Raw genomic sequence first — 25,723 nt, 5'->3', positions numbered from 1 at the left:
GAACCGGCTGGGCCGGCAGCTCCTAGGCGAGCCCCGCCTCGAGCCGGTGGGCGATCTCGACCACCGCGGCGCGCGGGGTGCGACCGGCGCCGGTCATGTTGAGGAAGCCGTGGATCTGGTCCTCGAAGCGGCGCAGCTCGACCGCGACACCGGCCTCCTCGAGCCGGCGCGCGTAGGCCTCGCCCTCGTCGCGCAGCGGGTCGAACCCGGCGGTGCACAGGAAGACCGGGGCCAGTCGGCCCGCGACCTCGGCACCCAGGTCGGCGTACGCCGGCGAGAGCCGCGGGTCGCGCCGCTCGTCGTCGGAGAGCTGGGGGTAGTAGCACTCGGCGGCCAGGTCGATGAAGCCCTGGGTCAGGTAGAAGCCGTCGCCGAACAGCCGCAGGCTCTCGGTGTCGCGCAGCGCGTCGGTGCCGGGGTAGATGAGCAGCTGCAGCGCCAGCGGCAGGCCCTCCTGGGCGGCCGTGAGCGCGGTCGCGGCGGCCAGGTTGCCGCCCGCGGAGTCGCCGCCCACCGCGAGCCGCGAGGTGTCGGCGCCGACCTCGGCGGCGTGGTCGAGCAGCCAGCGGTACGCCGCCAGCGCGTCGTCGTGGGCGGCCGGGAAGCGGTGCTCGGGCGCGAGCCGGTAGTCGACGGCCAGCACCCGCACCCCGGCCTCGGAGGCCAGCAGCCGGCACGGGGCGTCGTGGCTCTCGAGGTCGCCGTAGACGAAGCCGCCGCCGTGGAAGAACAGCAGCGTGGGGTGGCTCCCGGCGCCGCGGCGCTGGCTCGGCACGTAGAGCCGCGCCGCCATCCCGGCCACCTGCAGGTCGCGGACCTCGGCCACCGGGTCGTCGCCGGCGATCAGCGCGGTCTGGCGGGCCAGCGCCACGCGCCCCTCGGGGATCGGCATCGTCTCGACGGCCGGCTCGCGGGCGACTCGCTGCAGCGCCAGCATCAGCCGCACGTCGTCGGCCAGGGTCTGGGTGTCGCGCACGACGGGGCGACCGATCCGGCGCTGCACGACCTCGGGCAGACCGGTCAGCCCGCGCAGGGCGAACCGCTCGACGGCCTGCTTGGCTCGGGAGGTGGTCACGGCTCCCGAACCTAGCGTCACCTCCCGTTCAACTCGCGGTGACACACTGACGCCATGCCCGACGCTCCGCTCGAGACCGCTCCCGCCGCCGCCGACCTGACCCTGGTCGAGGACCAGACCGCCGGGGCCGACGGGGGCGCTGCGGAGGCCGCGGGCACAGCGGGCACCGAGGAGGCGCCGTACGCGCCCGACGAGGCCGAGCTGGCCGCCGTCGCCGAGCACGACGACCGCTTCCTGGACCGCGAGCTGTCGTGGCTGCACTTCAACCAGCGCGTCCTCGAGCTCGCCGAGGACCCCGGGCTGCCGCTGCTGGAGCGGGTGCGCTTCCTGGCGATCTTCACCAGCAACCTCGACGAGTTCTTCATGGTCCGCGTCGCCGGCCTCAAGCGGCGCATCGCCACCGGGCTGGCCGTGCGCGCCGCCTCCGGGCTGATGCCGCTCGACGTGCTCGAGCGGATCTGGACCACCACCCGCGAGCTGAGCGAGCGGCAGGCCTCCCTGTTCCGCGACGAGATCGTCCCGGCGCTGGTCGAGCACGACATCGAGCTGGTGCGCTGGGACGACCTCGACCGCGACGAGCAGAAGCAGTGCAAGCGGATGTTCAAGGACCGGATCTTCCCGGTGCTGACGCCGCTGGCCGTCGACCCGGCCCACCCCTTCCCCTACATCTCGGGGCTATCGCTCAACCTCGCGGTGATGATCCGCAACCCCAAGACCGGCAAGGAGCACTTCGCGCGGGTCAAGGTCCCGCCGAGCTTCAGCCGATTCGTCTCCCTGGGCAACCACCGCTTCGTGCCGCTCGAGGACGTCATCCGCGAGCACCTCAAGCGGCTCTTCCCCGGCATGGAGGTGCTGGAGGCCCACACCTTCCGGGTCACCCGCAACGAGGACGTGGAGGTCGAGGAGGACGACGCCGAGAACCTCCTGGCCGCGCTCGAGAAGGAGCTGCTGCGCCGCCGCTTCGGCCCGGCGGTGCGCCTCGAGGTCGAGGCGTCCATCGCCCCGCACGTGCTCGACCTGCTGATGGAGGAGCTCGGGGTCAGTCGCGCCGAGGTCTTCCACCTGCCCGGCCCGCTCGACCTGCGCGGGCTCCACGACATCGCCGACATCGGCCGCGAGGAGCTGCGCTACCCCGCGTTCGTGCCGACCACCCACCGGCTGCTCGCCGAGGTCGAGTCCGCCGCCCCCGTCGACGTCTTCAAGGCCGCACGGCGCCACGACGTGCTCCTGCACCACCCCTACGACTCGTTCGCCACCTCGGTGCAGCGCTTCATCGAGCAGGCCGCGGCCGACCCGCACGTGCTGGCGATCAAGCAGACGCTCTACCGCACCTCCGGCGACTCCCCCATCATCGACGCCCTCATCGACGCCGCGGAGGCCGGCAAGCAGGTGCTGGTGATCGTCGAGATCAAGGCCCGCTTCGACGAGCAGGCCAACATCCGCTGGGCCCGCAAGCTCGAGCAGGCCGGCTGCCACGTCGTCTACGGGCTGGTCGGGCTCAAGACCCACTGCAAGCTCTCGATGGTCGTGCGCGACGAGGGCGAGGGCCAGGGCGGGATCCGCCGCTACACCCACATCGGCACCGGCAACTACAACCCCAAGACCTCGCGGCTCTACGAGGACCTGGGCCTGATCACCACCGACGAGCGGATCGGCGAGGACGTCGCCCACCTGTTCAACAACCTCTCGGGCTGGTCGCGCAACGCCTCGTACGACGAGCTGCTGGTGGCCCCCGACTCGGTGCGCCCGGGGCTGATCGAGCAGGTGCACCGCGAGATCGGGCACCACCTCGCCGGCCGCCCCGCGCGCATCCGCATCAAGGCCAACTCGGTCGTCGACGAGAGCGTCATCGACGCGCTCTACCTGGCCAGCCGGGCCGGGGTGCCGGTCGAGCTGCTGGTGCGCGGCATCTGCGGGCTGCGCCCCGGCGTGCCCGGGCTCAGCGACAACATCACCGTGCGCTCGGTGCTGGGGCGCTTCCTCGAGCACAGCCGGATCTTCCGCTTCGAGAACGGCGGCGACCCGGTCGCGTGGATCGGCTCGGCCGACCTGATGCACCGCAACCTCGACCGCCGCGTCGAGGTGCTGGTGCGCCTGCCCGACGCCGCCAGCATCGAGGCCGTCGGCGAGCTGCTCGACCTGGCCTTCGACCCCGACACCAGTGCGTGGGAGCTGAGCAGCGACGGGTCGTGGGCGAGCAACGGCGGCGGCGTACACCTGCAGGAGGCGCTGATCGAGCGCCAGCGCGGGCGACGCCACACCAGCGCCGGCGGCTGAAGGTTAGTCACCCGGCTCTACGAGCCCTAGTCTTGGGCGCGCCATCTCGTCGCCCCCAGGAGAGACACCCGTGCGACTGCGTTTCCGTCCGGTCGAGAGCTCGTTCTACGACCACTTCTTCGACTCCGCCCAGCACCTCGTCACCGGGGCCGGGCTGCTCGCCGAGATGCTCTCCGACGAGGCCGACCGCGAGGCCGTCGCCCTGCGGATGCGCGAGGCCGAGCACGCCGCCGACGAGACCACCCACGCCATCGTCAAGCAGGTGAACTCCACCTTCGTGACACCCTTCGACCGCGAGGACATCTACGCGCTGGCCTCGGGCCTGGACGACGTGATGGACATGATGGACGAGGTCGTCGACATGGTCCTGCTCTACGAGCCCAAGGTGCTGCCGCCCGAGCTGCTCGACCAGGTCGAGCTGCTGCAGCGCTGCGCCGACCTGACCGCGACCACGATGCCGAACCTGCGCTCGATGCAGTCGCTGGGCGAGTACTGGATCGAGATCAACCGGCTCGAGAACGCCGGCGACCGCAACCACCGCCGCATCATCGCCAACCTGTTCTCCGGGGAGTACAAGGCGATGGAGGTGCTCAAGCTCAAGGACATCGCCGAGGCGCTCGAGGGGTCGATCGACGCGTTCGAGACCGTCGCCAACCGGATCGAGCAGATCGCGGTCAAGGAGTCCTGAGTTGACCCTCGCGATCGTCATCGCGGTCGTCGTCGTCGCTCTGGTCTTCGACTACACCAACGGCTTCCACGACGCCGCCAACGCCATCGCCACCTCGGTCTCGACCCGGGCGCTCACCCCTCGGGTCGCGCTCGCCATGGCCGCGGTGATGAACTTCATCGGCGCCTTCCTCGGCCAGGAGGTCGCCAACACCGTCGGGTCGGTGATCACCCCCGAGGCCGGCACCGCCGGGCTGGTGATCGTGATGTCGGGCCTGCTCGGCGCGATCGCCTGGAACCTGCTGACCTGGTACTTCGGCCTGCCCTCCTCCTCCTCCCACGCCCTCATCGGCGGCCTGGTCGGCGCGGCCGTCGCGTCGGGGTCGCTGGTGAAGTGGGACGTCATCGTCGACAAGATCCTGCTCCCGATGATCGCCTCGCCGCTCTTCGGCTTCGCCGCCGCGTTCGTGCTGATGGTCGCGATCATGTGGATCTTCCGGCGCCGCAACCCGCACCGCACCCAGCGCGGCTTCCGGATCGCCCAGACCCTCTCGGCCGCCGCGATGGCGCTGGGCCACGGCCTGCAGGACGCCCAGAAGACGATGGGCGTGATCTTCCTGGCCCTGGTCACCGGCGGGTACGCCACCGCCGACGACCCGCTCCCGATCTGGGTCATCCTCGCCGCGGCCGCCGCCATCTCGGCCGGCACCTGGGCCGGCGGCTGGCGGATCATGCGCACCCTGGGCCGGCGCATCATCGCCCTCGACCCCGCCCGCGGCTTCGCCTCCGAGACGGTCGCCGCCGGTGTCCTCTACACGACCGCGTTCGTCTTCGAGGCCCCCATCTCCACCACCCACACCATCACCTCCGCGGTGATGGGCGCCGGCGCCACCAAGCGCTTCTCGGCCGTGCGGTGGGGCGTGGCCCGCTCCATCGTCACCGCCTGGGTGCTGACCTTCCCCGCCGCCGGCCTGGTCGCCGCGTCGTTCTACTGGGTCTCGCACTACGTCTTCCAGCTGCCCTGAGGCTGCGGGGGCGCGGATAGTCCCTGACGTTCCACACACCGGATCGGCGTGTCACGGTGTGGAAGGTCAGGGACTGTCCGCGGCCCCGCAGCCTCAGCCGGTACGACGACCGCGCGCCAGCCACAGGTCTCGCTCGCCGCCGACCAGGGCGCGGCGCCGGGCCACGGTGCTGGTGTCGCGCCACCAGTGCGGCTGCTGCAGGGTCCAGCCCCTCGCGGCGACCGGCTGCTGGGCGGCCCGCCGGTAGGCGTCGCGCAGCCGGTCGAGGAAGTCGCCGGGCGAGGCGAGGTCGGCGCCGACCATCACCACCGGCTCCAGCCCGTGGCGGCGCAGGTCGCCCTCGCGGCGCAGGTCACGCGCCCGCCGGACACCCTCGAGGTGCAGCTCGCCGTCGTACTCGCCGACCACCCCGCTGGCCGGGTCGAGGAGGTCGGGGGTCGCGACGTGGCTCCCGCGGGTGTCGAAGACCGGCGCGTTGGCCAGGAGGCACACCTCGGCCATCCGCTCCTGCCACAGCAGCCGCAGCCGGGTCTCCATCGGCGACCACACGTTCTCCGCAGCCAGCGGCAGGGCCCGACGGGCCTGCTCGATGCCGGTGTAGCTGGCGTGCGACCCCACCCAGGCCGCGACCTCGCCGGGGGCGACCAGGTCGCTGAGGTAGGCCATGTCGAGGACCACCACGGCCGCGTCGAGACCGGCCGCGTACCTGACCTCGAAGCAGGTCGCCCGCACCGCCGAGCTCATCGGCACCCCGTCCACCAGCTCGACCTCGCGGGGGTCGCAGCGCTCCTCGCACAGGGCGAACAGCGGTTGCGGACGGAGCCGCCGACGGGACGTCGAGACCGGCACCGGCCTCGGCTCACCGGCCGCGGTGAGCCCGTCGGCGTACGGCGCCCCGCGCCACGACAGCGCCGCCCACCCGGTCACCGAGACGTGCCGCGCCGGGAGCAGGCAGGCGGCCTCGGCGATGCGCTGCGCAGCGCTCGGCTCGACGTGCGCGGGCACGTAGCGGCCCCGCGACGTACGCCGCCACCACGGGCCCGCCGCCTCGCGAGCCGTGGGGCCGTCGATGCCGCGCGGGTCGACGGGCACCGGCACGACCACTCCGTGCCCCGAGCCCAGCCCCTGCGTCGCCATGCCCCGCAGGGTGGCCCACCGCGGGCCGGGGCGGGCTCGTCCTCCACAGGGACCGCTCGCAGGCCCCCGGAGCGCGAGAAAGTCCCTGACCTCCCGGACACACCAACGGCGTGTCGGGGTGTGGAAGGTCAGGGACTATCCGGAGCAGCCCTCAGCCGAAGCGACCCGAGATGTAGTCCTCGGTGCGCTTGTCGGCCGGGTTGGTGAAGATCCGGTTGGTGTCGTCGAACTCCACCAGCAGGCCGGTGCGGTTGCCGGTGGTCTCGTCGGGGCGCGCGGTGAAGAAGGCGGTGCGGTCGGAGACGCGCGCGGCCTGCTGCATGTTGTGGGTGACCACGATGATGGTGAAGGTCTGGCGCAGCTCCATCATCAGGTCCTCGATGCGCGAGGTCGCGATCGGGTCGAGCGCCGAGCACGGCTCGTCCATCAGGATCAGGTCGGGCTTGGTGGCGATGGTGCGCGCGATGCACAGGCGCTGCTGCTGCCCGCCCGAGAGCCCGTACGCCGACTGCTTGAGCTTGTCCTTGACCTCGTCCCACAGCGCGGCGCCGCGCAGCGCCTCCTCGACCAGGTCGTCCATCGACTCGACCTTCATGCCGGTGACCCGGGGGCCGTAGGCGATGTTGTCGTAGATCGACTTGGGGAACGGGTTGGGCTTCTGGAAGACCATCCCGATGTGGGTGCGCACCGCGATCGGGTCGACGCCGGGGCCGTAGATGTTCTGGCCGTGGTAGCTGACCTCGCCGGTGACCCGGGCGTTGGCGACCAGGTCGTTCATCCGGTTCAGGCAGCGCAGCACCGTCGACTTGCCGCACCCCGAGGGGCCGATCAGGGCGGTGATCTCGTTCTGGCCGAAGGCCAGGTCGACGTCGTGCACGGCGTGGAAGTCGCCGTAGAAGACGTTGAGGTCGCGGGTCTCGATGACCGACTTGGCCGGGACCGACGCGACGGCGCGGTCACGCCCCACGTCGGCCAGGGAGCCGGTCTGGGGCTCGGGGGATGCGGGGTCCACTGTCTCGGGTCCCTTTCGGATCGTGACGCTGTGCGGTTGCTTGCTCATGCTCTCACCAGGACCTCTGGAACTTGTTGCGGATCACGATCGCGAGCGCGTTGAGGCTCAGGACCATGACGAGAAGGACGATGATGCCCGCCGAGGCAGCCACCCGCAGGTCCTCCTGGGACTGCGAGGTGAGCGAGTAGATCTGCATCGGCAGCGCGGTGATCGGGCTCATCACGCCGGTGGGGTCGAAGCGCAGCGAGCCGGCCAGGCCCACCACGATCAGCGGGGCGGCCTCACCGATGGCGCGCGAGAGACCCAGGATGGTGCCGGTCGCGATGCCGGGCACCGAGGACGGCAGCGTCTGGCGCCAGGTGGTCTGCCACACCGTGGCCCCCAGCGCGAGCGACCCCTGGCGGATGTCGTCGGGCACGGCGCGCAGCGCCTCGCGGGTGGTGATCACGATGACCGGCAGGATCAGCAGCGCGAGCGCCAGGCCACCGCCCAGGGCGGTGCCGGTCTCGCTGAAGCCGAGCACCGCCATCACTGCGACGGCCAGCAGGCCGTAGACGATCGCGGGCACGGCGGCCAGGTTCTGCAGGTTGACCTCGAGGACCCGGTTGTACCAGCGCCGGTTGTCGGCGAACTCCTCGAAGTACACGGCCGCCGCGATGCCCAGCGGCACCGCGAGGACCGCGGTCACGCCCATCAGCCAGACGGTGCCCAGGATGCCGGCGCGGAAGCCGGTCGACTCGGGCCGCACCCGGGAGGCGTACTCGGTCAGCAGCGCCGCGTCGAAGCGCGAGCTGCCCTCGATGGCGGTGTCGATGATCAGCACGGCCAGGACCATGACGCCGAAGAACAGCGAGAACCACAGGGCGACGAGGAAGAGGATCGAGCGGACGTTGCGGTCCTTGGAGCGACCCGTCAGCGCGGTCGCCTCGGTCACCCGGCGGGCGGTAGCGGTGGCGACACTCATCAGTAGGCCTGCCTGTAGCGACGGACGATGAAGATGCTGACCATGTTGATGACCAGGGTGATCACGAACAGCGTCATGCCCACGGCGAAGAGCATGTTGTAGTCGACCGAGCCGACGGGGTTCTCACCGCCGGCGGTGTTGGCGATGAACCCGGTCATCGTCTGGGCGCCGTCGCGCGGGTCGAGGGTGAAGTTCTTGATGTTGCCGGCCGCCAGCGTGACGATCATCGTCTCGCCGATCGCGCGGGACATGCCCAGCACGATCGCGGCGGCGATGCCCGACAGCGCGGCGGGGAAGACCACGCGCACGGTCGTCTGCATCCGGTTGGCGCCCATCGCCAGCGACCCCTGGCGCATCGCCATCGGCACCGCCGAGAGCGAGTCCTCGGCGAGCGAGGCGATGGTCGGGATCACCATCACGCCCAGGATCAGGCCGGCGGCGAGCATGTTGGTGAAGCCGACGTCGAGGCTGAGGATGTCCTGCAGCAGGGTCGGGGTCACGAAGGCCAGCGCGAAGAAGCCGTACACCACCGACGGCACGCCGGCCAGCAGCTCGACGGTCGGCTTGAGGATGCGCCGGGCGCGCGGCGAGGCGTACTCCGAGAGGTACATGGCCGCGCCCAGCCCGAGCGGGACCGCCACCAGCAGCGCGATGATCGTGGTGATCATCGTGGCGTTGATGAGGGGCAGCACGCCGTACTCGCCCTCGAGCGCGAAGTAGTCGCCGAACGGCACCTGGCCGAAGAAGTCGATGACGGGGTCGATCAGGGCCGCGACGATGCCGACCGAGATCAACGCCGAGAGCAGCGCACAGGTCGCGAGCAGCACCTTGATCGCCGACTCGGCGGGTCGGGGCTTCTTGGACAGGTTGATGTCGCCGGACGAGCCGGCCCCGGGTGGGGGCGAGCCCGCGACAGTGGCGCTGGAGGTGCTCATGGAGTCCTTCGGGTGAGGCGGTGGAACCAGTGTGGCAGGAGCACCCGGTCGGGGTGCTCCTGCCTCAGGTGGCGCTGCCGATCAGGCGATGCTCTCGAGGTTCGACTGGGTCTCGGAGTAGAGCTCCTCGCTCAGCGGGATGAACTGGCCGATCTCCGCGATGTCGGCGAGGTTGCCGATGTAGTAGTCGACGTAGGCGGTGACGGCCTCGTTGTCGGCGTACGCCTCGTTCTTGACGTAGATGAACAGCGGGCGGGCCAGCGGGGTGTACTCCCCGGCCTGGGCGGTCTCGGCCGAGGGGGCCACGCAGCCGTCGCCACCGTCGATCTCGACGGCCTTCAGCGCGTCGGCGTTCTGCTCGTAGTAGGTGTAGCCGAAGTAGCCGGTGCCGCCCTCGGTGCCGGCGACGCCCTGGACCAGGACGTTGTCGTCCTCGGAGCCCTCGTAGTCGGAGCGGGTGTTCTCGGTCTCCGACTCGATGACGTCGTTGGCCATGTAGTCGTAGGTGCCCGAGTCGGTGCCGGGACCGAACAGCGCGATCTCCTGGTCGGGGAAGCTCGGGTCGAGCTCGTTCCAGTTGGAGACGGTCGAGTCGGGGCCCCACAGCTCCTTGAGCTGGTCGACGGTCAGGCAGTCGACGTCGAGGTCGGGGTGCACGACCACGGTCAGGGCGTCGGTGGCGACCTGGAGCTCGGTGTACTCGATGCCGTTCTCCTCGCACACCGCGACCTCGTCCTCGGCGATCGGGCGCGAGGCGTCGGAGATGTCGGTCTCGCCGTTGCAGAAGCGCTCGAAGCCACCGCCGGTGCCGGACTCGCTGACCGAGACCTGCACGTTGGGGTTCTCCTCGTTGAGGAGCTCGGCCGCCGCGTCGCTCATCGGGAACACGGTCGACGAGCCGTCGATCGTGACCGAGCCGCTGGCGCTGGTGTCGGCCTCGGCACCGGAGTCGCTGCCGGCGTCGGCGCCGCCGCAGGCGGTGAGGGCGAGGGCGAGGACGGCGACGCCGGGCACGAACGCCCGACGGATGGAGGTGCTCTTCACTTCGGCTTCTCCTGAAGTCTGATGACTGTTGACGACAGGGAACCTAAGCAGCCCAGATGACGGGCTTCGTGGGCGTCGGTGAACGAACGGTGAACCCACAGCACCATGTCGGCGACATCAGGCAAAGCACGAGACGGCGGTCACATGAACACGCCCCGGTCATGCCCCCTGGGGCGTTGACGCCGGTCTGGACCAGTGGGTAGGGACGTCAGTGCGGCAGGTGCTGCTCGGTGGCCACCACGCGCCCCTTGCGCAGGTGGACCACCACCATCTCCCCCGGTGCCAGCGCCGGGTCGTCGATGCCCAGCGCCGCGAAGACGTGCGGCAGCACCGGCCGGTGCGTGCACAGCACGGCGCCGCGGCGGCTCGCGTGCACGTCGTGGACCAGCTTGGCGAGCACCTCGGCGACCGAGTCGGGGGTCGCGGCGTCCTCGGTCAGCTCCTCCACGTGCTCGAGGTCGGCGTCGATCGTCTCGGCGTACGGCGTGAGGGTCTCCAGGCAGCGCACCGCGGGCGAGGTCACCAGCCGCCGCACGTCGTACGCCGCCAGCACCGGCACCAGGTCGAAGGCCTGGGTGCGCCCGACCTGCTGGAGCGTGCGCTCCCGGTCGTCGCCGCGCCAGGTCGAGCGGGCCCGGGCCCGCGCGTGGCGCTGCACGACCAGGGCGTGGGTGCGCTTGCGGCGGCCCAGCGCGACCTGCAGCAGCTCGCGGTCGCGCTCGTAGGAGAGCAGGTCCGCGGCCTCGTCGACCGGCACCCAGCGCACGTCGCTGATCTCGGCGTTGCGCTCGTAGGACTCGACGTCGTCGCCGGAGACCACGCGCCCCACCCAGTAGTGCACGGTCTTCATCGCCTTGGCGGTCGCGTAGCGCTGCAGCGGCAGCGGGGGGCCCAGGCGCACGTGCAGCCCGGTCTCCTCCTCGACCTCGCGCACCGCCGCGGTGGTCGCGTGCTCGCCCGGGTCGAGCTTGCCCTTGGGGAAGGACCAGTCGTCGTACTGCTGGCGGTGGACCAGGAGGACCTCGCGGCCGGGGCGGAACACCACGGCCCCGGCGGCGATGACGTCACGGGACCGGCTCGGGACGGCTGCCATGGCCGTAGTCTCACACCACCGTCGCCACGATGAGGAGCCCGACCCCGTGCCTGAGCCCCTGGCCGCCCCCGCGACCGACCCGAGCAGCAGCGGCCCCGCCGAGGGTCGGCGCGGCCCGCGCCGCGCCCTGGTGGTGGCCGGCGTGGTGACCCTGACCCTGCTGCTCATCGCCGCCCTGGGCGTGGGCGTGCGCTGGTGGCGCGGGCCCGGCAGCGACCTCGAGCGCGCGGTCGCGCTGGCCCCCGCCGAGACGCAGCGCTGGACCTGGACCGACTGGGCCGGGGCGCGCGAGCGGCTCCAGGTCGAGGGCACCGACGACGACGCCGTACGCCGCCTGCTCGACGAGGGCTTCGACGCCGACCTGACCTCGGCCTCGGGCCTGGTGGAGTCGGCGCCGCTGCTGGCGCGGTCCTTCGGCTGGTCGCCGGCGAGCATCGACTGGGAGCTGCTGGCCCAGTCGCCCGACGGGGCGCTCGAGGTGGTCGGGCTCGGCGAGGACGCCGACACCGGCGAGCTGGGTGATCGCCTGGAGTCGCTGGGCTACACCCGTCCCGAGTCCCCCGAGGGCATCTGGGAGGGCGGGGAGGAGGTCCTGGCCCGGCTCAACGCCGCGAACGGCGCCGCAGGCACCCCCACCCTGCAGTTCATGGCCTTCGACGAGGACCGCTCGCTGGTGCTCACCAGCGACCAGCGCTCCTACCTCGAACGGGCCCTCGAGGAGGCCGCCGACGACCACGAGCCCGACGCGGCCGGCGTCACCGACGTGCTCGACACCCTGCCCGCGCAGCCGCTCAGCGCGGTGGTGCTGACCGGGGAGCAGGCCTGCGGCGCGCTGTCGATGGGCCAGGCCGGCGAGTCCGACCAGGCCGCGGCCGACGAGCTGCTGGCGCAGGCCGGCCCGGTCAACCCGCTGACCGGGTTCGTCCTGGCGCTGCTGCCGCCCGGGGACGACGGTGGCGCCCAGGCCCCGCTCGACCTGCGGGTGGGCCTCGGCTTCGAGTCCGAGGAGCAGGCCCGCACCAACGCCGACACCCGCGCGGCGCTCGCCGCCGGCCCCGCCCCCGGCCAGGGCGGCGCCTTCTCCGACCGCTTCAGCGTCGACGAGGTCACCGCCGACGGCACCACCGTCACCCTCGACCTCACCCCGGCCCCCGGCGCCTACCCCCTCAGCGACCTCTCCGACGGCCCGGTCCTCTTCGCCACCTGCTGAGCCGCGGGGTCACCGCTGGTCGAGCAGCAAGGAGCGCCAGCGACGCGCGTCGTCGAGACCCCGCAAGAACCGCGCACGACGTACGCCATGGACTCACCCGGTTTCGGCGACGCTCGAGCCTTCGGCCCTCGCTGCTCAACCCACGGCGGTGGGGGCTGGCGCTGGTCAGGCGATGGAGGAGCGGAAGCGGCGCAGGCGCAGGCTGTTGGAGACGACGAAGACCGAGGAGAGGGCCATCGCGAGGCCGGCGATCATCGGGCTGAGCAGGCCCAGGGCGGCCAGGGGCAGGGCGGCGACGTTGTAGGCGAAGGCCCAGAAGAGGTTGCCGCGGATCGTGGCCAGGGTGCGGCGGGCCAGCGCGACGGCGTCGCCGGCGACCCGCAGGTCGCCGCTGACCAGGGTCAGGTCGGCGGCCTCGATGGCCACGTCGGTGCCGGTGCCCATCGCGATGCCCAGGTCGGCCTGGGCCAGGGCGGCGGCGTCGTTGACACCGTCGCCGACCATCGCCACGACCCGACCGGCCTCCTGGAGCCGGCGCACCTGCGCCACCTTCTCGGCGGGCAGCACGTCGGCGACCACGGTGTCGATGCCGACCTCGGCGGCCACCGCACGGGCGGCCCGCTCGTGGTCGCCGGTGAGCAGCACCGGGTCGAGCCCGAGCTCGCGCAGCCGGGCGACGGCCGCGGCCGAGGTGTCCTTGACGGTGTCGGCCACCACCAGCACGCCCCGGGCGACGCCCTCCCAGCCGACCAGCACGGGGGTGCGGCCCAGGGCCCGGGCCGCCTCGAGCGCGTCGGCGAGCGGCGCCGGCAGCGCCATGCCCTCGGCCTCGAGCAGCGCCGGGCGTCCGACCGCCGTACGACGCCCGGAGACGTCGCCGACGACGCCGAGGCCCTCGCGGTTGGCGAAGCCCACGACCTCGGGGTGCTCGGGGCGCGGGGCCGCGGTGGCCACCGCGCGGGCGATCGGGTGCTCCGAGCCGTGCTCGAGCGCGGCCGCGACCCGACGCACCTCCGCCTCGTCGGCCGGGGTGTCGGGGTGGACCACCACGTCGACCAGGCTCATCCGGCCCGTGGTGACGGTGCCGGTCTTGTCGAGCACGATCGTGTCGACGCGGCGGGTGGACTCGAGGATCTCGGGGCCGCGGATCAGGATGCCGAGCTGGGCGCCGCGGCCGGTGCCGACCATCAGGGCGGTCGGCGTGGCCAGCCCCAGGGCACAGGGGCAGGCGATGATCAGCACCGCGACGGCCGCGGCGAAGGCGGTGGTGGCCCCGGCGCCGCTGAGCAGCCACGCGGCGAGGGTCAGCAGCGAGAGCGCGATGACGACCGGCACGAACACCCCGGAGACCCGGTCGGCGAGGCGCTGCACCTGCGCCTTGCCCTGCTGGGCCTGCTCGACCAGGCGGGCCATCTGCGCCAGCTGGGTGTCGGCGCCGACCCGGGTGGCCCGCACGACCAGGCGCCCGCCGGCGTTGACGGTGGCGCCGGTGACGACGTCGCCGGGGCCCACGTCGACAGGCACCGGCTCGCCGGTGAGCATCGAGACGTCGATCGCCGAGGCGCCCTCGACGACCTCGCCGTCGGTGGCCACCTTCTCGCCGGGGCGCACCACGAAGACGTCGCCGACCCGGAGCTGCTCGGCGGCGACCTGGGTCTCGACCCCGTCGCGCAGCAGCGTGACCTCCTTGGCGCCCATCCGCAGCAGCGCCTCGAGCGCGGCGCCGGCCCGGCGCTTGGAGCGCTTCTCGAACCAGCGACCGGCCAGCAGGAACGTCGTGACGCCGGCGGCGACCTCGAGGTAGACCTCGTCGAGCCCGTCGCCGCGCTGCAGGCTCAGGGAGAAGCCGTGGGTCATCCCGGGCATGCCGGCGTCGCCGAGGACCAGCGCCACCAGCGACCAGGTGTAGGCCGCGCCCACGCCGACCGAGACCAGCGTGTCCATGGTGGTGGTGCCGTGGCGCAGGTTGGTGGCGGCGGCGCGGTGGAAGGGCCACGCGCCCCACAGCACCACCGGGGTGGCGAGGACCAGCGAGACCCAGGCCCAGCGGTCGAACTGCCACGCCGGCACCATCGCCAGCGCCACCACGGGCACCGCCAGCACCGCGGAGACGACCAGGCGGCGGCGCAGGGCGACCAGCTCGACCTCGGCGTGGTCGTCGTCGACGCCGGGGTCCGGCACGCTGGCGGCGTACCCGGCCTGGGCGACGGTCTCGAGCAGCAGGTCGGTGCTGACCGGGCCGGAGGCGACGACGTGCGCCTTCTCTGTGGCGTAGTTGACGCTGGCGCTGACGCCCTCGAGCTTGTTGAGCTTGCGCTCGATGCGGTTCGCGCACGAGGCGCAGGTCATGCCGGTGATCGCCAGCTCCACGTCGGTGGTCGCCCCAGTGGTCGCCCCGGTCGTCACATCGGTGGTCGCCCCGGCGGTCATGACGTGAGCTCGTAACCCGCCTCGCGCACGGCGGCCTCGACGCTGACCCGCTCGAGCGGGGCGGTGCTGGTGACGACGACCTCGCCGCTCTCCAGGGTGACGTCGACGCTCTCGACGCCGTCGATCTCGGCGATCTCCTCGCTGACCGAGGCGACGCAGTGCCCACAGGTCATGCCGGTCACGGTCCAGGTGCTGGTGTGGGTGCTCATCTGTGCTCCTTCAGGACTTCACGAGTCGGGTGATGGCCGCGACGGCCTCGTCGATCTTGGCGCGCCCCTCGGCCTCGCCGGCGCGGGCGGCGTCGGCCACGCAGTGGTGCATGTGCTCGTCGAGCAGCCCCAGCGAGACCGACTGCAGCGCCTTCGTCATGGCCGAGACCTGGGTCAGGATGTCGATGCAGTACTGCTCCTCCTCGACCATCCGCTGCAGGCCGCGGGCCTGCCCCTCGATGCGGCGCAGCCGTGCGAGGTAGTCGTCCTTGCGGTGCAGGTACCCGTGCTGGTGCTCAACCATGTCCATAGGGTACCCCCCTACGGTATGAATGCAAGCACGAAGAACCTGCTCCCCGATGGGAGCAGGTGCCGGACGGGACGACGCTCAGGAGGCGTCGCGCTGGAGTGCGACCCCGAGGATCTCGTCGATCTCGACCTGGCTCAGGTGGTCCTCGGACTCCGAGGCGGCGATGATGAGGTTGGTGGTCAGCTCGACCTCCCCGAGCAGGTCGGAGTCCTCGAGCGACACGTCGAACTGGTCGTGCACCCTTCCTCCGCTCAGCTCGTGGATGTCCATCGGGACCAGAGTGCCCGACCGGTGTGCCAAGCAAACCCCCACCGGCCAGATTCTGGGCCAAAACTCAGCAACCCGCTCACCGGCGTACCCAACCGTGACGAGCGGTGGTGCGAAATGGACGAAGGCCCCACCCGTCGCCGGGTGGGGCCTCGTCGTGGTGCTACCGGCTAGCTGCCGGTGACGTCCTGAATCAGACGGGGCGAACGTTCTCCGCCTGCGGGCCCTTGGGGCCCTGCGTGACGTCGAACTCGACCTTCTGGTTCTCGTCCAGGGACTTGTAGCCCTGGGTCTGGATCGCCGAGTAGTGCACGAAGACGTCGTCGCCGCCGTCCTCCTGCGCAATGAAGCCGAAACCCTTCTCGGCGTTGAACCACTTAACGGTGCCCTGTGCCATGTGCTTGGTACTCCTTAGTCAAAGCGAGGACCGTCACTTCGACGGCCCGGCAAACTTGATGCGGTGACACGTCGCTCCGACTTGCTTTGACCTTGGCAGGACCCGTACAAGCTGAAACGCCGTTGGATCACAAACTCCGCTGGCGTCGACCTGCTGGAACTTGCATCTGTTGCTGGGGCTAACACTACCGCGCCCACCCCGTGTGCAAACCAATCGAGGGCGTCTTTTTGTGGATCAGCGTGTGAACGGCTCCCGCTCGCGGGTGCAGACGACGTCCTCGGCGGGGCTCTCCGCGGTGCGCAGCACGTCGCGCACGACCTCGGTGGCGCACCGGTTGGCGCCGGTCGCGACGTGCCCGGTGTCGCCGGTCGTCACCAGCCGCGAGCCCGGCATCAGCTGCTGCAGGGCCAGCGCGCCGCTGAGCGGGGTGGCCGGGTCGTGGCGGTTGCTGACGATCAGCAGCCGCTCGGCGTCGGGCATCGTGAACGGCCCGCGGTAGGCGTCCTCCCCCGACCCCGGCCAGGCCGAGCAGGCCGAGGACAGCCAGGTCCAGGACGGCCCGAAGTCGGCGCCGCCGGCGGCCCGGGTGCGCTCCGCGGCCTCGCTCCAGGCCGCGGTGCCGGCCGGGTTGAGCGAGTCGGAGCACATCACCCCGTGGGTGCTGCCGTCGAGCCAGAGCCGCTGCTGCCGGCCGCGACCGGCCACCGCGGCGTACGGGCCCGGGTACGGCGAGCGCGCCAGCTCCGCGCGCACCTCGCGCACGGTGCGGCCCAGCGTCCCGTCGGGGGCCGCCGGCTCGTCGGAGGTCGGTCGGCCCGCCAGGCGCGAGAGCTGCTTCTCGGCCTGGAAGGCGAACTCGGCGATGTACCAGAGGTCGCCGCCGTAGAGCATGCCCAGCGTGGTGCCGACGAAGTCGGAGTAGGACAGCCCGACCCGACGGGCGGCGGCCCGGTCGGAGCGCAGCCGCGCCGCGACCGCGTCCCAGCGACCCAGGGCGTCGCCGGCGAGCCGGCAGGCGCGACGGCCGGCGTCGTCACACTCGGCGAGCCCGGCCTCGAGGGCGTCGCGCGACCCGACCTCGCTGCCGAGGCGGGCGCTGATCGGCAGGCTCGAGCCGGGGGTGCCGTCGGGCAGGTCGTGACCGGTGGTCCAGGCCACCGGGTCGAGCACGCTGTCGACGACCGCGGCGCGCACCGTGCCGGGGAACATCGACACCCAGGTCGCCCCCAGCACCGAGCCGTACGACGCCCCGAAGAAGCTGGCCTGCTCGTCGCCGAGCGCCTGGCGCACCAGGTCCATGTCGCGCGCGGTGTCGGCGGTGCTCATGTGGTCGGCGATGCGCCGGTCGCACAGCCGCTGCACGGTGGCGTCGAAGGCCAGCCAGTCGCGCACCTGGCGCCGGGTGTCGGGGAAGCCGACGCTCGGGTACGCCGTGTCGCTGCGCCCCCGGCACGTCAGGTGGCTGCTCCCCCCGACGCCGCGGGGGTCGATGCCGATGACGTCGAGCCGGTTGGTGACCCGGCGTCCAAGCAGGTCGGCCGCCCAGGGCGCGAACGCGGCGGCCGAGCCGCCCGGGCCGCCCGGGTTGACGAAGACGGCCCCCAGGCGCCGGGCCGGCTTGCGGGCCGGCACCCGCCGCAGCGCGAGCGTGAGGGTGGCGCCGTCGGGGCGGTCGTGGTCGAGCGGCACGTCGACGCGACCGCAGTCGAAGCCGCGGCACGAGCGCCACCGGATGGTCGGCACCTCCCTCGCCGCGGCCGGCGTGCTCGCCGCGGGAGCCGCAGCTGGCGCGGCCGCCGCGGACGAGGTGGGCGCCGTGGTCAGCGCAGCGAGCAGGGGGACCGAGACCGCGAGCGCCGCCACCAGGGAGGCGGCGCGGCGGGGAACGAGCGTCTTCACCCGGTGAGTATGGGTGACTAGCGGCGCGTGCGCTCCACGAACGCCTGCACCGCGTCGGTGTGGGCCTGGGTGTGGTGCGAGATCGCCTGCATCGCCGCGCTCAGCTCGAGGACGCCCTCGAGGTCGCGCTGCTGCGACTCCTGGATCAGCTTCTTGGCCATCCGGGTGGCGTGCGGCGGGTTCTTGGCGACCCGCGCGGCGAGGTCGCGGGCGGTGTCGAGGAGCGCCTCCGGCTCGACGACCCGCGAGACCAGACCCCACTCCAGCGCGGTGGCGGCGTCGACCCGGTCCCCGGTCAGGGCCATCTCGGCGGCGCGGGCCGGGCCGATCGCCCGGGTCAGGAACCAGGCCCCGCCGTCGCCGGGGATGATGCCGAGCTGCACGAAGGACTCGGCGAAGAACGCCTTGGTAGAGGCGATGCGCAGGTCGCACATCATCGCCAGGTCGCAACCCGCGCCGACCGCGGGACCGTTGACGGCGGCGATCAGCGGGACCTCGCAGCGACGCAGCGCGAGCGGGATCTGCTGGATGCCGTGGCGGTAGCCGTTGCGCTGCTCGTACGGCGCCCCGGAGAACATCCCGCGCCGCTCGGCCATCTCGTGCACGTTGCCGCCGGCGGAGAAGGCGGAGCCGGCCCCGGTCAGGATCACCGCGCGCACCTCCTGGTCGCGGTCGACACGCGCGGTGTGCTCGACGAAGGCCGCGACCACGTCGGGCCCCGAGATCGGGTTGCGCTGCTCGGGCAGGTCGATCGTCCACGTCTCCACGTGGCCGTCGCGCTCGACGCGCAGCGGCCCGTCGTGGGTGGTGGTGGCCTCGGGTCCGGGACTGGTCATGGCCGCACCCTAGTGCGAGGGGCGGACGTCGTGCACCGGCGCTCAGGCGGGCAGGAAGCCGCCGCGCTCGGGCAGCGTCGGGACCGGCGCCACCCCTTCGCGCAGGCAGGGGGAGGCCTCCCTTCGCTAGCCTGCCGCGCATGGTGAGCCGCATCACAGCCCTGGGATCCCGCGTCCGCAGCAGCCTCTTCTTCGTGCCGATGCTCTGCGTGCTGGGCGGTGCGGTGCTGGGCCAGGCGATGCTGGCGGTCGACGCCCAGGTCACCGGCATCGACCCCCGCCTGACCGCGACGGTCGACAGCGCACGGACCGTCCTGACCACCGTCGCGGGCGCGACCCTGAGCTTCGCCGGCATCGCCTTCTCGGTGAGCCTGCTGCTGATCTCGCTGGCCTCGAGCCAGTACTCGCCGCGCGTGGTGCACGGCATGTTCCGCGACCCGTTCAACAAGCGGGTGATGGGCCTGGTCATCGGGACGTTCACCTACTGCCTGGTGGTCCTGCGCGCCGTGCGCAGCTCGCTGGAGGGCACCGAGGAGCCGATCGTCCCGAGCGTCTCCATCCTGCTGGCGGTGCTGCTGGGCATCGCCTCCGTGCTCGCGATCATCGCGTTCATCAACCACGGTGCGCACTCGATGGACGTCTCCAAGATCCTGCACCGGGTCACCCAGGAGGCGCTGCAGCAGGCCAGCAGCGGCTGGCCCGACCCGGATCCCGACTCGGACCGCCAGCTGGGGGGCGGGGACGGCGACCTGCCCGAGGACGCCACGGTGGTGCGCTTCACCTCGTACGGCTGGGTGGAGAACGTCGACTTCGACCGGTTGCTGCAGGTGCTGCCTCCGGGCTCGCGTGCGCGGCTAGAGACGTTCGCCGGGCGCTACGCCATCCAGAACACCCCCGTGTGCCGGGTCTGGCCGCCGGTGGACGACGAGACCGTCCACGACTCGATCCGCGCCGCGGTCATGGTCGGTGAGACCCGCACGATGCAGCAGGACGTCGCCTACGGCGTGCGCCAGCTGGCCGACGTGGCGCTCAAGGCGATGTCACCGGGTGTCAACGACCCCACGACGGCGCACGACGCGATCTCGCACACCGGCACCGTGCTGGCGGACCTGCTGTGCCGCGTCCCCCCGGCCCAGCACCTGGCGGGCGAGCGGGGCCAGGTGCTGCTCGTGCCGCACGCCACGACGTACGCGATGCTCGTGGGCCTGGCCTTCGACGAGGTCCGCCTCGTCTCCGCCGAGGACCCGGCCGTGCTGATCTACCTGCTCGACGTCATCCACCAGGTCGAGCAGTCGATCGACCACCTGCACCGCCCCGAGGCGGTCGCCGCCCTGCGCACGCAGGCCGAGCTGGTGCGCAGCATGGTCGAGGACGCCGACGTGCCCGAGCGCGACCGCCAACGGGTCCGCGACGCCTACCTGGCGTGGCACGACGCCTGATCAGCACGTCTCGTCCCACGCCAGGCCGACCTTGTAGGCGCTGGAGATCGCCCGTCTCGGCTCGCCCTCGTCCCGAAGGAACACCTGGACCCTCATGGTCCTCCCGTAGCGCTGCGAGGCTGCGTCGTCCCGCCACTCCCACGTGCCGCCGCCCGGTCCCCTCGAGACGTCGCTCCAGCGGTACTTCCTCCCGCCGCACCCGGTGGTCTCGATGATCGTCCTGGACCCCCGGGGCACGTCGATGTGGCCGACCGAGCGCCTGATGCCGGTCGTGGGCGAGCCCTTGGCCGAGGAGCTGTAGTAGTAGGTCGGACCCGTCAGGCCCGCCGACCCCGAGAACGTGTCGAGCGTGCCGAGGTCGGTCGGCTGCGCGTCGGTCTCGGTCTGGACCGGCACGACGAAGCGGGTGGCCTCCTCCTCGACCGCGGTGCCCGTGTAGAGACCGCTCGGCAGCTCCTGCAGGTAGAAGCCCTTGGCCAGGTGGTTCCCGCAGTCGATGTCGGTGCAGCTCTCGTGGGTGGCCCAGCCGTCGGACATCCAGAGCGTGTAGCTGCCCGGGGGCACGGGGTCGTCGGTCGCGAAGCGACCGGTCCCGAAGTCGACGCGGATCCTGTGGTCGACGTCCTTGGGGCGGGTGCACGTGGTCGCGCAGAGCCCACCGACGCCCGTGGCCACGCCCTGGAGGCTTCCCTGGACGGGAGCGGTCGCAGGCTCCTCGGTGGCCGTGGCCGAGCCCAGCGGCGAGGCGGCCAGCGCCACGGCCATGGCCATGGCCACGGCGCCTCGGGTGCTCGCCATGCGCATGGGTGGTCTCCTCGGGTCCCGGCCGCTCGTGCGACGACGTCATCGTCGCGAACGCGGGGCCACCGCGCAGACGTTCACGGTCTCGGGGCTGTTCGGAGTTGTGCGGACTGCGGCCGTGCGACCACGTCGCCCGCCGGCTGCGCCTGACTTCTCGGCCCGCCTGACACCTCGGTAGCATCCGGCGTGCGCGGGCCTCTAGCTCAATTGGCAGAGCAGGAGACTTTTAATCTCTTGGTTGTGGGTTCGAGTCCCACGGGGCCCACCGACGTGACCACGTCTCCCAGGTTTGGGACCGTCTGGGCGGGGGAACAAGGCATCTGAGTGCCTGAGAACCACGACGGTGGGCCCCGCTAGCGTCGGGGCCCACCGTGTGGGGTGCGGCTCGAGGCCACACGCAGACGTATCGAAATCACCCGGCGCTGGTGATGCTTCACCCGGTCGAGGAGTGAACCTCGTACGTTCGCGGAGGAGACTAACAAACCTTTCGGGCTTTCTCGGTGCCCAAAGGGAGATCGTCTCAGACGCCGACCGGCTGGCGCTCGCTCAACGGGGCCAGACCGTGCTCCATGCCCCAGGCCACGGCCTGCGCGCGACGGGTCACCTCGATCTTGCGGTAGGCCGCGCGGATGTAGGTCTTGACCGAGTTGATGCTCAGGTAGAGCTGCCCGCCGATCTCGGAGTTCGTCAGGCCCTGGGTGACCAGGGCGAGGATCTCGGCCTCGCGCGGGGTCAGCTCGTAGTCGGCCACCGAGGAGCGGGCCACGATGCTGAGCGGGCCCGGGTCGGCCGGCATCCGGCGGCGCACGGTCATGTCGCTGCCGTCGGCCATCCCCTCGAGCGCCGAGACCAGCTCGGCGACCGGGAGGGCCTTGGACAGGTGACCTGCGAACGACCCGCGCAGCTCGCCCTCCTGGTCGCGCCAGGAGTAGACGATCGCCTGCTTCTGCGAGGCGCGGACCAGGTCGCGCAGCATCCCCTGCGTGGTCGGGGACTGCCGGACGGGCTCGTAGAGGATCACGTCGACCGCGGACGGCTTGTTCATCGCCGAGCGGAGCTCCAGGAGGTGCACCCGTCCGGAGAAGGGAGCCAGGAGCGCCCGCAGGCCCGCGACGGACACCTCGTAGTTGTCGATGAGGGCCACACGGACGGGACGAGAGGTAGACACCCCTCGAACGTACTCGTGTTCGGCCCCGACCCCGAGGCCCGGAGCGCGACTTTCACCCCCGCAGGTGAGGTTTGTCCCGCGCGGCGTCGATCTGTCCAATGCTTGTGCAGACTCGCGAGAGCCGGTCGTGCCACGACCGGTGGTCGCGGGTCCTGCTGCGCCCCCCGCACGGACTGCGTGAGTCCCGCCCCGCGGACCACCGGTCGGTGTCCCAGGGCTCAGACAACAGCCATGATGGGCCGCTGCGGTCATCCTCGCGGGTGAAACGGGCAGATGCACCCCCTCGACCCCTCAGTTCCACCCCTCAGGACGAACCCGACCGGGTGAGCAGGGGCGGGGCCAGCGCTTCCTAGCGTCGGTGCAATGCGATTCGGGTACACCTTGATGACCGAGCAGAGCGGCCCCCGCGACCTCGTGCGGTACGCCGCCGCGGCGGAGCGGGTCGGCTTCGACTTCGAGGTCTCCAGCGACCACTTCAGCCCCTGGCTCACCGAGCAGGGCCACGCGCCGTACGCCTGGTCGGTGCTGGGCGCGGTCAGCCAGGTGACCGAGCGGGTCGAGCTGATGACCTACATCACCTGCCCGACGATGAGGTACCACCCGGCCGTGGTGGCCCAGAAGGCGGCGACCATGGCGCTGCTGAGCGAGGGCCGCTTCACCCTGGGCCTGGGCAGCGGCGAGAACCTCAACGAGCACACCGTGGGGCACGGCTGGCCGGCGGTCGACACCCGCCAGGAGATGCTGGTCGAGGCCGTCGAGATCATCCGGGCCCTGCACGCCGGCGACCTGGTGACCTACCGCGGCGAGCACTTCGACGTCGACTCCTCGCGGGTCTGGGACCTGCCCGACGAGCCGGTGCGCCTCGCGCTGGCGGTGGCCGGCGACAAGGGTGTCGAGCGCTTCGCGCCGCTGGCCGACGACCTGATCGCGGTCGAGCCCGACCCCGACCTGGTCGCCTCGTGGAACGGTGTCGAGGGCGCCCCGCGCATCGGCGACGGCGCCCGGGCCATCGGGCAGATCCCGATCTGCTGGGACCCCGACGAGGCGGCCGCCCGTGAGCGGGCGCACGCGCAGTTCCGCTGGTTCGCCGGTGGCTGGAAGGTCAACGCCGACCTGCCCACGACGGCCGGCTTCGCCGGCGCCACCCAGTTCGTGCGCCCCGACGACGTCGCCGAGAACATCCCCTGCGGCCCCGACCTCGACAAGATCGTCGAGTCGGTCTCGGCCTTCGCCGACGCCGGCTTCACCGACGTGGCGCTCGTCCAGGTCGGCGACGAGGGCCAGCAGCGCTTCCTCGACGAGGCCGCCGGGCCGCTGCTGGAGAAGCTCCGGGCCCGGCTCGGCTAGCGGTCGCGCAGCGCGAAGGGGCTGACCCGGGCCACGACCGCGGTCACGACCACGAGCACCAGGACCGGCAGGTAGTCGGCGCGCCCGTCGTCGAGGATGGCGTTGAGGGCCCACGCCGCGGGGAGCGCGGCCAGCGCGTAGAAGCCGACCGCGACGACGAACCAGAGGACGTCGGCGGGCTCGAGGTCGGTGGAGGGCTCGGCAGAGCGGTTCGTCACGGGTGGGGCTCCTCAGTGCTCTCGCAGGGCGTCGATCAGCTCGTCCTTGGTCATCGACGACCGGCCCTCGACCTCCAGCTCGGAGGCGCGCTCGCGCAGCTCCTCGACGGTCCAGTCCTCGTACGCCGGCGACGACCCGCCGCGGCTGCCGACCTCGGAGCGCGAGGAGGAGGCGGCGGCGTTGGCGATCCGCGCCGACTTCTCCTTGCTGTTCCCCTCGTCGCGCAGCTTCTCGTAGAGCTCGTCGTCCTTGACGCTCGGGCCGGGCTCGTCGTTGCCGTTGCTGTTGGTGGGCATCGGGTCCTCCTCGGTGCGGTGTCGCTCGACAGTAGTGGACGTCCACGACGCTAGGAGCCGCCACCGGCCGCACCCACGCCCCTCGGGGTGAAGGCACTCCCCCGACGGCGTGCGACGGTGGCACGCATGACCTCGAATGACGCCGGCAGCGACTCCCGCATCGACACCGTCCTGCTCGACCTCGACGGCACCCTGGTCGACTCGGTCTACCAGCACACCACCGCCTGGCGCGCCGCGTTCCGCGACGTCGGCGTCGACGTCGCCTCGCACCGCATCCACCGCTCCATCGGCATGGGCGGGGACCGCCTGGTCGCCGCCGTGGCCGGGGAGAGCGTCGAGAACGCCGTCGGCGACGAGGTGCGCGCGCGCCACAAGGAGCGCCTCGACGAGCGCTTCCACGAGATCGTGGCCACCGACGGCGCCGCCGAGCTGCTCGAGGAGCTGCGCACCCGCGGCTTCACGCTGGTGCTGGCCAGCTCGGCCGACAAGGAGCTCAGCGAGCGGCTGCTCGACCTCGTGGAGGGCGGCGCGTCCCTGCTGCACGACCGCGTCGCCGGCGGCGACGCCGACGAGTCGAAGCCCGCCCCCGACCTGGTCGAGGTGGCGCTCGGCTCCGTCGACCCGCGGCGCGCGGTGATGCTCGGCGACACCGTGTGGGACGTGGAGTCGGCGGGGCGCGCCGGGGTCGCCTGCCTCGGGATGCACACCGGCGGCATCAGCACCGCCGAGCTCCTCGAGGCCGGGGCCGCGAGCGTCCACGACACCCCGCGCGACCTGCTCGAGCACCTCGACGAGACGCTGCTGGGGCGCTCGCAGGGCTAGTCCCGGTCCTTCTTGTCCTTCTTCTTCTCGTCGGCGTCGGGCTGGGGCTCGGGCGAGGCGGTGATCGTGGGCGCCACCGGGGCCACCAGCTCGAACTGCACGTCGCGCGGCTCACCGGCCAGCGCGGCGGCGGTGACGTGGTAGAAGCCCGGGAGCGCCCAGTCGGTCAGTTTGCTGCAGGAGTCGTCGGAGCGGCGCGAGCTCCAGGCGACCTCGACGGTCGTGGTGCCCGAGCTGCGCAGCACGACCTCCTTGGTCGGCACCGCCTTCGGGCACTGGCGGCTGGTCCAGATCTCGTCGGGGCCCGAGGTGATCTTCATGGTCAGGTCGCCCGGGGAGACCTCCCAGGTGCACGCCACCGCATCGCGGGTGCTCAGCTCGAGGGTGATCGCGACCTCGCGACCGGCGACGGCCGAGTCGATCACCGGCTGCGCCTTCACGTCGCTGGGCAGGCAGGTGCCGACCGGCTCCGGCAGCGTCGTCGCCTTGGCCTTCTTCGCCTTCGCCTTGGCGCCGCCCTTGCCCCCGGTGGTGCCGGCGCCGTCGCCGCTGGTCGCGCCCGCGTCGCTGGTCGGCAGCGTCGAGGAGGGCTGGCTCTCGTCCTCCTCGCCGACCTCGGTCTCGGCGGAGCTCTGGACAAGCTGCTCGTCGGCGGCCTCGTCGCCGCCACCCAGGCCGAGGAGACGGGCTCCACCGAAGAGGATCAGCAGGGCCACCAGCATCACCACCAGGCGGCGACGCCAGTAGACCGCGGGCGCGAGGGGTCCCCGGGTCATGGTGCTCATGGGGCGTCAATCTAGCCAGCGTCGACGGGGGTCTCGGCGAGGCGCTCCGCGGCGGCGGCG

The 25,723-nt window shown here is 72.2% G+C and carries 26 protein-coding genes and 1 tRNA gene; 8 read left to right on the top strand and 19 right to left on the bottom strand.

The genetic code is table 11. The annotated features are described in order from the left end of the window. Positions 1–22 precede the first annotated feature (22 nt). The gene (locus tag OCU29_RS05815; RefSeq protein WP_261819153.1) at positions 23–1,075 is read right to left on the bottom strand and encodes an alpha/beta hydrolase; all 1,053 of its coding nucleotides are present in this window, start codon (positions 1,073–1,075) and stop codon (positions 23–25) included. A 54-nt stretch (positions 1,076–1,129) separates the two neighbouring features. On the opposite strand from OCU29_RS05815, the gene OCU29_RS05810 reads away from it, so the two are divergent. The 3 genes from OCU29_RS05810 to OCU29_RS05800 all read left to right on the top strand — a co-directional run bounded on the left by OCU29_RS05810 (position 1,130) and on the right by OCU29_RS05800 (position 5,043). Beyond that, the gene (locus OCU29_RS05810; RefSeq protein ID WP_261819152.1) at positions 1,130–3,352 is read left to right on the top strand and encodes an RNA degradosome polyphosphate kinase; all 2,223 of its coding nucleotides are present in this window, start codon (positions 1,130–1,132) and stop codon (positions 3,350–3,352) included. A gap of 70 nt (positions 3,353–3,422) precedes the next feature. After that, entirely contained in the window at positions 3,423–4,040 is a 618-nt protein-coding gene (locus OCU29_RS05805) for a DUF47 domain-containing protein (RefSeq protein ID WP_261819151.1), read from the top strand. Position 4,041: 1 nt separating this feature from the next. After that, a complete protein-coding gene (locus OCU29_RS05800) occupies positions 4,042–5,043 on the top strand; it encodes an inorganic phosphate transporter (protein ID WP_179615271.1) in 1,002 nt (333 codons plus the stop codon). A gap of 93 nt (positions 5,044–5,136) precedes the next feature. On the opposite strand, the gene OCU29_RS05795 is transcribed toward OCU29_RS05800, so the two are convergent. The 6 genes from OCU29_RS05795 to OCU29_RS05770 all read right to left on the bottom strand — a co-directional run bounded on the left by OCU29_RS05795 (position 5,137) and on the right by OCU29_RS05770 (position 11,228). Continuing rightward, positions 5,137–6,180, bottom strand: a complete 1,044-nt coding sequence (locus OCU29_RS05795; protein ID WP_261819150.1) for a hypothetical protein — start codon at positions 6,178–6,180, stop codon at positions 5,137–5,139. Between the two features lie 151 nt (positions 6,181–6,331). After that, positions 6,332–7,192, bottom strand: coding sequence for a phosphate ABC transporter ATP-binding protein PstB (pstB, locus tag OCU29_RS05790; RefSeq protein WP_370463655.1), 861 nt, complete (start codon positions 7,190–7,192; stop codon positions 6,332–6,334). Positions 7,193–7,244: 52 nt separating this feature from the next. Beyond that, complete coding sequence (gene pstA, locus OCU29_RS05785; protein WP_218876283.1) at positions 7,245–8,126, bottom strand: phosphate ABC transporter permease PstA; 882 nt, start codon at positions 8,124–8,126, stop codon at positions 7,245–7,247. A 29-nt stretch (positions 8,127–8,155) separates the two neighbouring features. Further along, entirely contained in the window at positions 8,156–9,091 is a 936-nt protein-coding gene (pstC, locus tag OCU29_RS05780; protein ID WP_261819149.1) for a phosphate ABC transporter permease subunit PstC, read from the bottom strand. A gap of 81 nt (positions 9,092–9,172) precedes the next feature. After that, positions 9,173–10,135, bottom strand: a complete 963-nt coding sequence (locus tag OCU29_RS05775) for a PstS family phosphate ABC transporter substrate-binding protein (RefSeq protein ID WP_179615266.1) — start codon at positions 10,133–10,135, stop codon at positions 9,173–9,175. Between the two features lie 208 nt (positions 10,136–10,343). Continuing rightward, a complete protein-coding gene (locus tag OCU29_RS05770) occupies positions 10,344–11,228 on the bottom strand; it encodes an NUDIX hydrolase (RefSeq protein WP_261819148.1) in 885 nt (294 codons plus the stop codon). Between the two features lie 46 nt (positions 11,229–11,274). Here OCU29_RS05770 and OCU29_RS05765 point away from each other — a divergent pair, with 46 nt between their 5' ends. After that, positions 11,275–12,438 (top strand): hypothetical protein, encoded by a 1,164-nt coding sequence (locus tag OCU29_RS05765; RefSeq protein WP_261819147.1) that lies wholly within the window; start codon positions 11,275–11,277, stop codon positions 12,436–12,438. A 165-nt stretch (positions 12,439–12,603) separates the two neighbouring features. Here OCU29_RS05765 and OCU29_RS05760 read toward each other — a convergent pair whose 3' ends face one another. The 7 genes from OCU29_RS05760 to OCU29_RS05730 all read right to left on the bottom strand — a co-directional run bounded on the left by OCU29_RS05760 (position 12,604) and on the right by OCU29_RS05730 (position 18,786). Continuing rightward, positions 12,604–14,868 carry a cation-translocating P-type ATPase gene (locus OCU29_RS05760; RefSeq protein WP_261819146.1) on the bottom strand — a complete coding sequence of 755 codons (2,265 nt, stop codon included), beginning with the start codon at positions 14,866–14,868 and terminating at the stop codon, positions 12,604–12,606. Next, complete coding sequence (locus OCU29_RS05755; protein ID WP_261819145.1) at positions 14,865–15,077, bottom strand: heavy-metal-associated domain-containing protein; 213 nt, start codon at positions 15,075–15,077, stop codon at positions 14,865–14,867. Before OCU29_RS05755 ends, OCU29_RS05760 begins: the two co-directional genes overlap by 4 nt. Before the next feature lie 10 nt (positions 15,078–15,087). Next, positions 15,088–15,381, bottom strand: coding sequence for a metal-sensitive transcriptional regulator (locus OCU29_RS05750; protein WP_193669917.1), 294 nt, complete (start codon positions 15,379–15,381; stop codon positions 15,088–15,090). An 84-nt stretch (positions 15,382–15,465) separates the two neighbouring features. Further along, positions 15,466–15,657, bottom strand: coding sequence for a hypothetical protein (locus tag OCU29_RS05745; protein WP_179613740.1), 192 nt, complete (start codon positions 15,655–15,657; stop codon positions 15,466–15,468). A gap of 190 nt (positions 15,658–15,847) precedes the next feature. Further along, on the bottom strand, positions 15,848–16,051 hold the full coding sequence (locus OCU29_RS05740) for a cold-shock protein (RefSeq protein ID WP_056863399.1): 204 nt from the start codon (positions 16,049–16,051) through the stop codon (positions 15,848–15,850). A 234-nt stretch (positions 16,052–16,285) separates the two neighbouring features. Next, a complete protein-coding gene (locus tag OCU29_RS05735; RefSeq protein ID WP_261819143.1) occupies positions 16,286–17,950 on the bottom strand; it encodes an alpha/beta hydrolase in 1,665 nt (554 codons plus the stop codon). Between the two features lie 17 nt (positions 17,951–17,967). Continuing rightward, positions 17,968–18,786, bottom strand: coding sequence for a crotonase/enoyl-CoA hydratase family protein (locus OCU29_RS05730; RefSeq protein ID WP_261819142.1), 819 nt, complete (start codon positions 18,784–18,786; stop codon positions 17,968–17,970). Positions 18,787–18,929: 143 nt separating this feature from the next. On the opposite strand from OCU29_RS05730, the gene OCU29_RS05725 reads away from it, so the two are divergent. Next, positions 18,930–20,225 carry a DUF2254 domain-containing protein gene (locus OCU29_RS05725; RefSeq protein WP_261819141.1) on the top strand — a complete coding sequence of 432 codons (1,296 nt, stop codon included), beginning with the start codon at positions 18,930–18,932 and terminating at the stop codon, positions 20,223–20,225. On the opposite strand, the gene OCU29_RS05720 is transcribed toward OCU29_RS05725, so the two are convergent. Continuing rightward, on the bottom strand, positions 20,226–21,029 hold the full coding sequence (locus OCU29_RS05720) for a hypothetical protein (protein WP_261819140.1): 804 nt from the start codon (positions 21,027–21,029) through the stop codon (positions 20,226–20,228). A gap of 189 nt (positions 21,030–21,218) precedes the next feature. Between OCU29_RS05720 and OCU29_RS05715 the strand changes: the two genes are divergently transcribed. Then, a tRNA-Lys gene (locus OCU29_RS05715) sits at positions 21,219–21,291 on the top strand. Positions 21,292–21,546: 255 nt separating this feature from the next. On the opposite strand, the gene OCU29_RS05710 is transcribed toward OCU29_RS05715, so the two are convergent. Then, positions 21,547–22,194 carry a response regulator transcription factor gene (locus tag OCU29_RS05710; protein WP_179615256.1) on the bottom strand — a complete coding sequence of 216 codons (648 nt, stop codon included), beginning with the start codon at positions 22,192–22,194 and terminating at the stop codon, positions 21,547–21,549. A 363-nt stretch (positions 22,195–22,557) separates the two neighbouring features. Between OCU29_RS05710 and OCU29_RS05705 the strand changes: the two genes are divergently transcribed. After that, positions 22,558–23,541: a TIGR03557 family F420-dependent LLM class oxidoreductase gene (locus tag OCU29_RS05705; protein WP_261819139.1), complete on the top strand. Its 984-nt coding sequence runs from the start codon at positions 22,558–22,560 to the stop codon at positions 23,539–23,541. On the opposite strand, the gene OCU29_RS05700 is transcribed toward OCU29_RS05705, so the two are convergent. Further along, positions 23,538–23,759, bottom strand: coding sequence for a hypothetical protein (locus tag OCU29_RS05700; RefSeq protein ID WP_179615254.1), 222 nt, complete (start codon positions 23,757–23,759; stop codon positions 23,538–23,540). The two genes, OCU29_RS05705 and OCU29_RS05700, sit on opposite strands and share 4 nt — an antisense overlap. A 12-nt stretch (positions 23,760–23,771) precedes the next feature. After that, positions 23,772–24,056 carry a Rho termination factor N-terminal domain-containing protein gene (locus OCU29_RS05695; protein WP_179615253.1) on the bottom strand — a complete coding sequence of 95 codons (285 nt, stop codon included), beginning with the start codon at positions 24,054–24,056 and terminating at the stop codon, positions 23,772–23,774. Positions 24,057–24,182: 126 nt separating this feature from the next. Here OCU29_RS05695 and OCU29_RS05690 point away from each other — a divergent pair, with 126 nt between their 5' ends. After that, a complete protein-coding gene (locus tag OCU29_RS05690) occupies positions 24,183–24,878 on the top strand; it encodes an HAD family hydrolase (protein WP_261819138.1) in 696 nt (231 codons plus the stop codon). Here OCU29_RS05690 and OCU29_RS05685 read toward each other — a convergent pair. Further along, positions 24,875–25,663 (bottom strand): hypothetical protein, encoded by a 789-nt coding sequence (locus OCU29_RS05685; RefSeq protein WP_261819137.1) that lies wholly within the window; start codon positions 25,661–25,663, stop codon positions 24,875–24,877. The genes OCU29_RS05690 and OCU29_RS05685 overlap by 4 nt on opposite strands. Between the last annotated feature and the right edge of the window lie 60 nt (positions 25,664–25,723).

It is taken from the genome of Nocardioides sp. OK12 (assembly GCF_024341885.1).
Classification (GTDB): Bacteria; Actinomycetota; Actinomycetes; order Propionibacteriales; family Nocardioidaceae; genus Nocardioides; species Nocardioides marinisabuli.
This window is presented reverse-complemented; position numbering and strand designations above follow the sequence as displayed.

What these genes read in the sequence shown, in the direction of transcription:
- OCU29_RS05695 (WP_179615253.1), bottom strand. Translation starts at nt 24,056, where the DNA reads ATGCCCACCAACAGCAACGGCAACGACGAGCCCGGCCCGAGCGTCAAG.
- OCU29_RS05730 (WP_261819142.1), bottom strand. Translation starts at nt 18,786, where the DNA reads ATGACCAGTCCCGGACCCGAGGCCACCACCACCCACGACGGGCCGCTG.
- OCU29_RS05705 (WP_261819139.1), top strand. Translation starts at nt 22,558, where the DNA reads ATGCGATTCGGGTACACCTTGATGACCGAGCAGAGCGGCCCCCGCGAC.
- OCU29_RS05685 (WP_261819137.1), bottom strand. Translation starts at nt 25,663, where the DNA reads ATGAGCACCATGACCCGGGGACCCCTCGCGCCCGCGGTCTACTGGCGT.
- OCU29_RS05750 (WP_193669917.1), bottom strand. Translation starts at nt 15,381, where the DNA reads ATGGTTGAGCACCAGCACGGGTACCTGCACCGCAAGGACGACTACCTC.
- OCU29_RS05810 (WP_261819152.1), top strand. Translation starts at nt 1,130, where the DNA reads ATGCCCGACGCTCCGCTCGAGACCGCTCCCGCCGCCGCCGACCTGACC.
- OCU29_RS05795 (WP_261819150.1), bottom strand. Translation starts at nt 6,180, where the DNA reads ATGGCGACGCAGGGGCTGGGCTCGGGGCACGGAGTGGTCGTGCCGGTG.
- OCU29_RS05760 (WP_261819146.1), bottom strand. Translation starts at nt 14,868, where the DNA reads ATGACCGCCGGGGCGACCACCGATGTGACGACCGGGGCGACCACTGGG.
- OCU29_RS05745 (WP_179613740.1), bottom strand. Translation starts at nt 15,657, where the DNA reads ATGGACATCCACGAGCTGAGCGGAGGAAGGGTGCACGACCAGTTCGAC.
- OCU29_RS05770 (WP_261819148.1), bottom strand. Translation starts at nt 11,228, where the DNA reads ATGGCAGCCGTCCCGAGCCGGTCCCGTGACGTCATCGCCGCCGGGGCC.
- pstC (WP_261819149.1), bottom strand. Translation starts at nt 9,091, where the DNA reads ATGAGCACCTCCAGCGCCACTGTCGCGGGCTCGCCCCCACCCGGGGCC.
- OCU29_RS05740 (WP_056863399.1), bottom strand. Translation starts at nt 16,051, where the DNA reads ATGGCACAGGGCACCGTTAAGTGGTTCAACGCCGAGAAGGGTTTCGGC.
- OCU29_RS05690 (WP_261819138.1), top strand. Translation starts at nt 24,183, where the DNA reads ATGACCTCGAATGACGCCGGCAGCGACTCCCGCATCGACACCGTCCTG.
- OCU29_RS05720 (WP_261819140.1), bottom strand. Translation starts at nt 21,029, where the DNA reads ATGCGCATGGCGAGCACCCGAGGCGCCGTGGCCATGGCCATGGCCGTG.
- OCU29_RS05755 (WP_261819145.1), bottom strand. Translation starts at nt 15,077, where the DNA reads ATGAGCACCCACACCAGCACCTGGACCGTGACCGGCATGACCTGTGGG.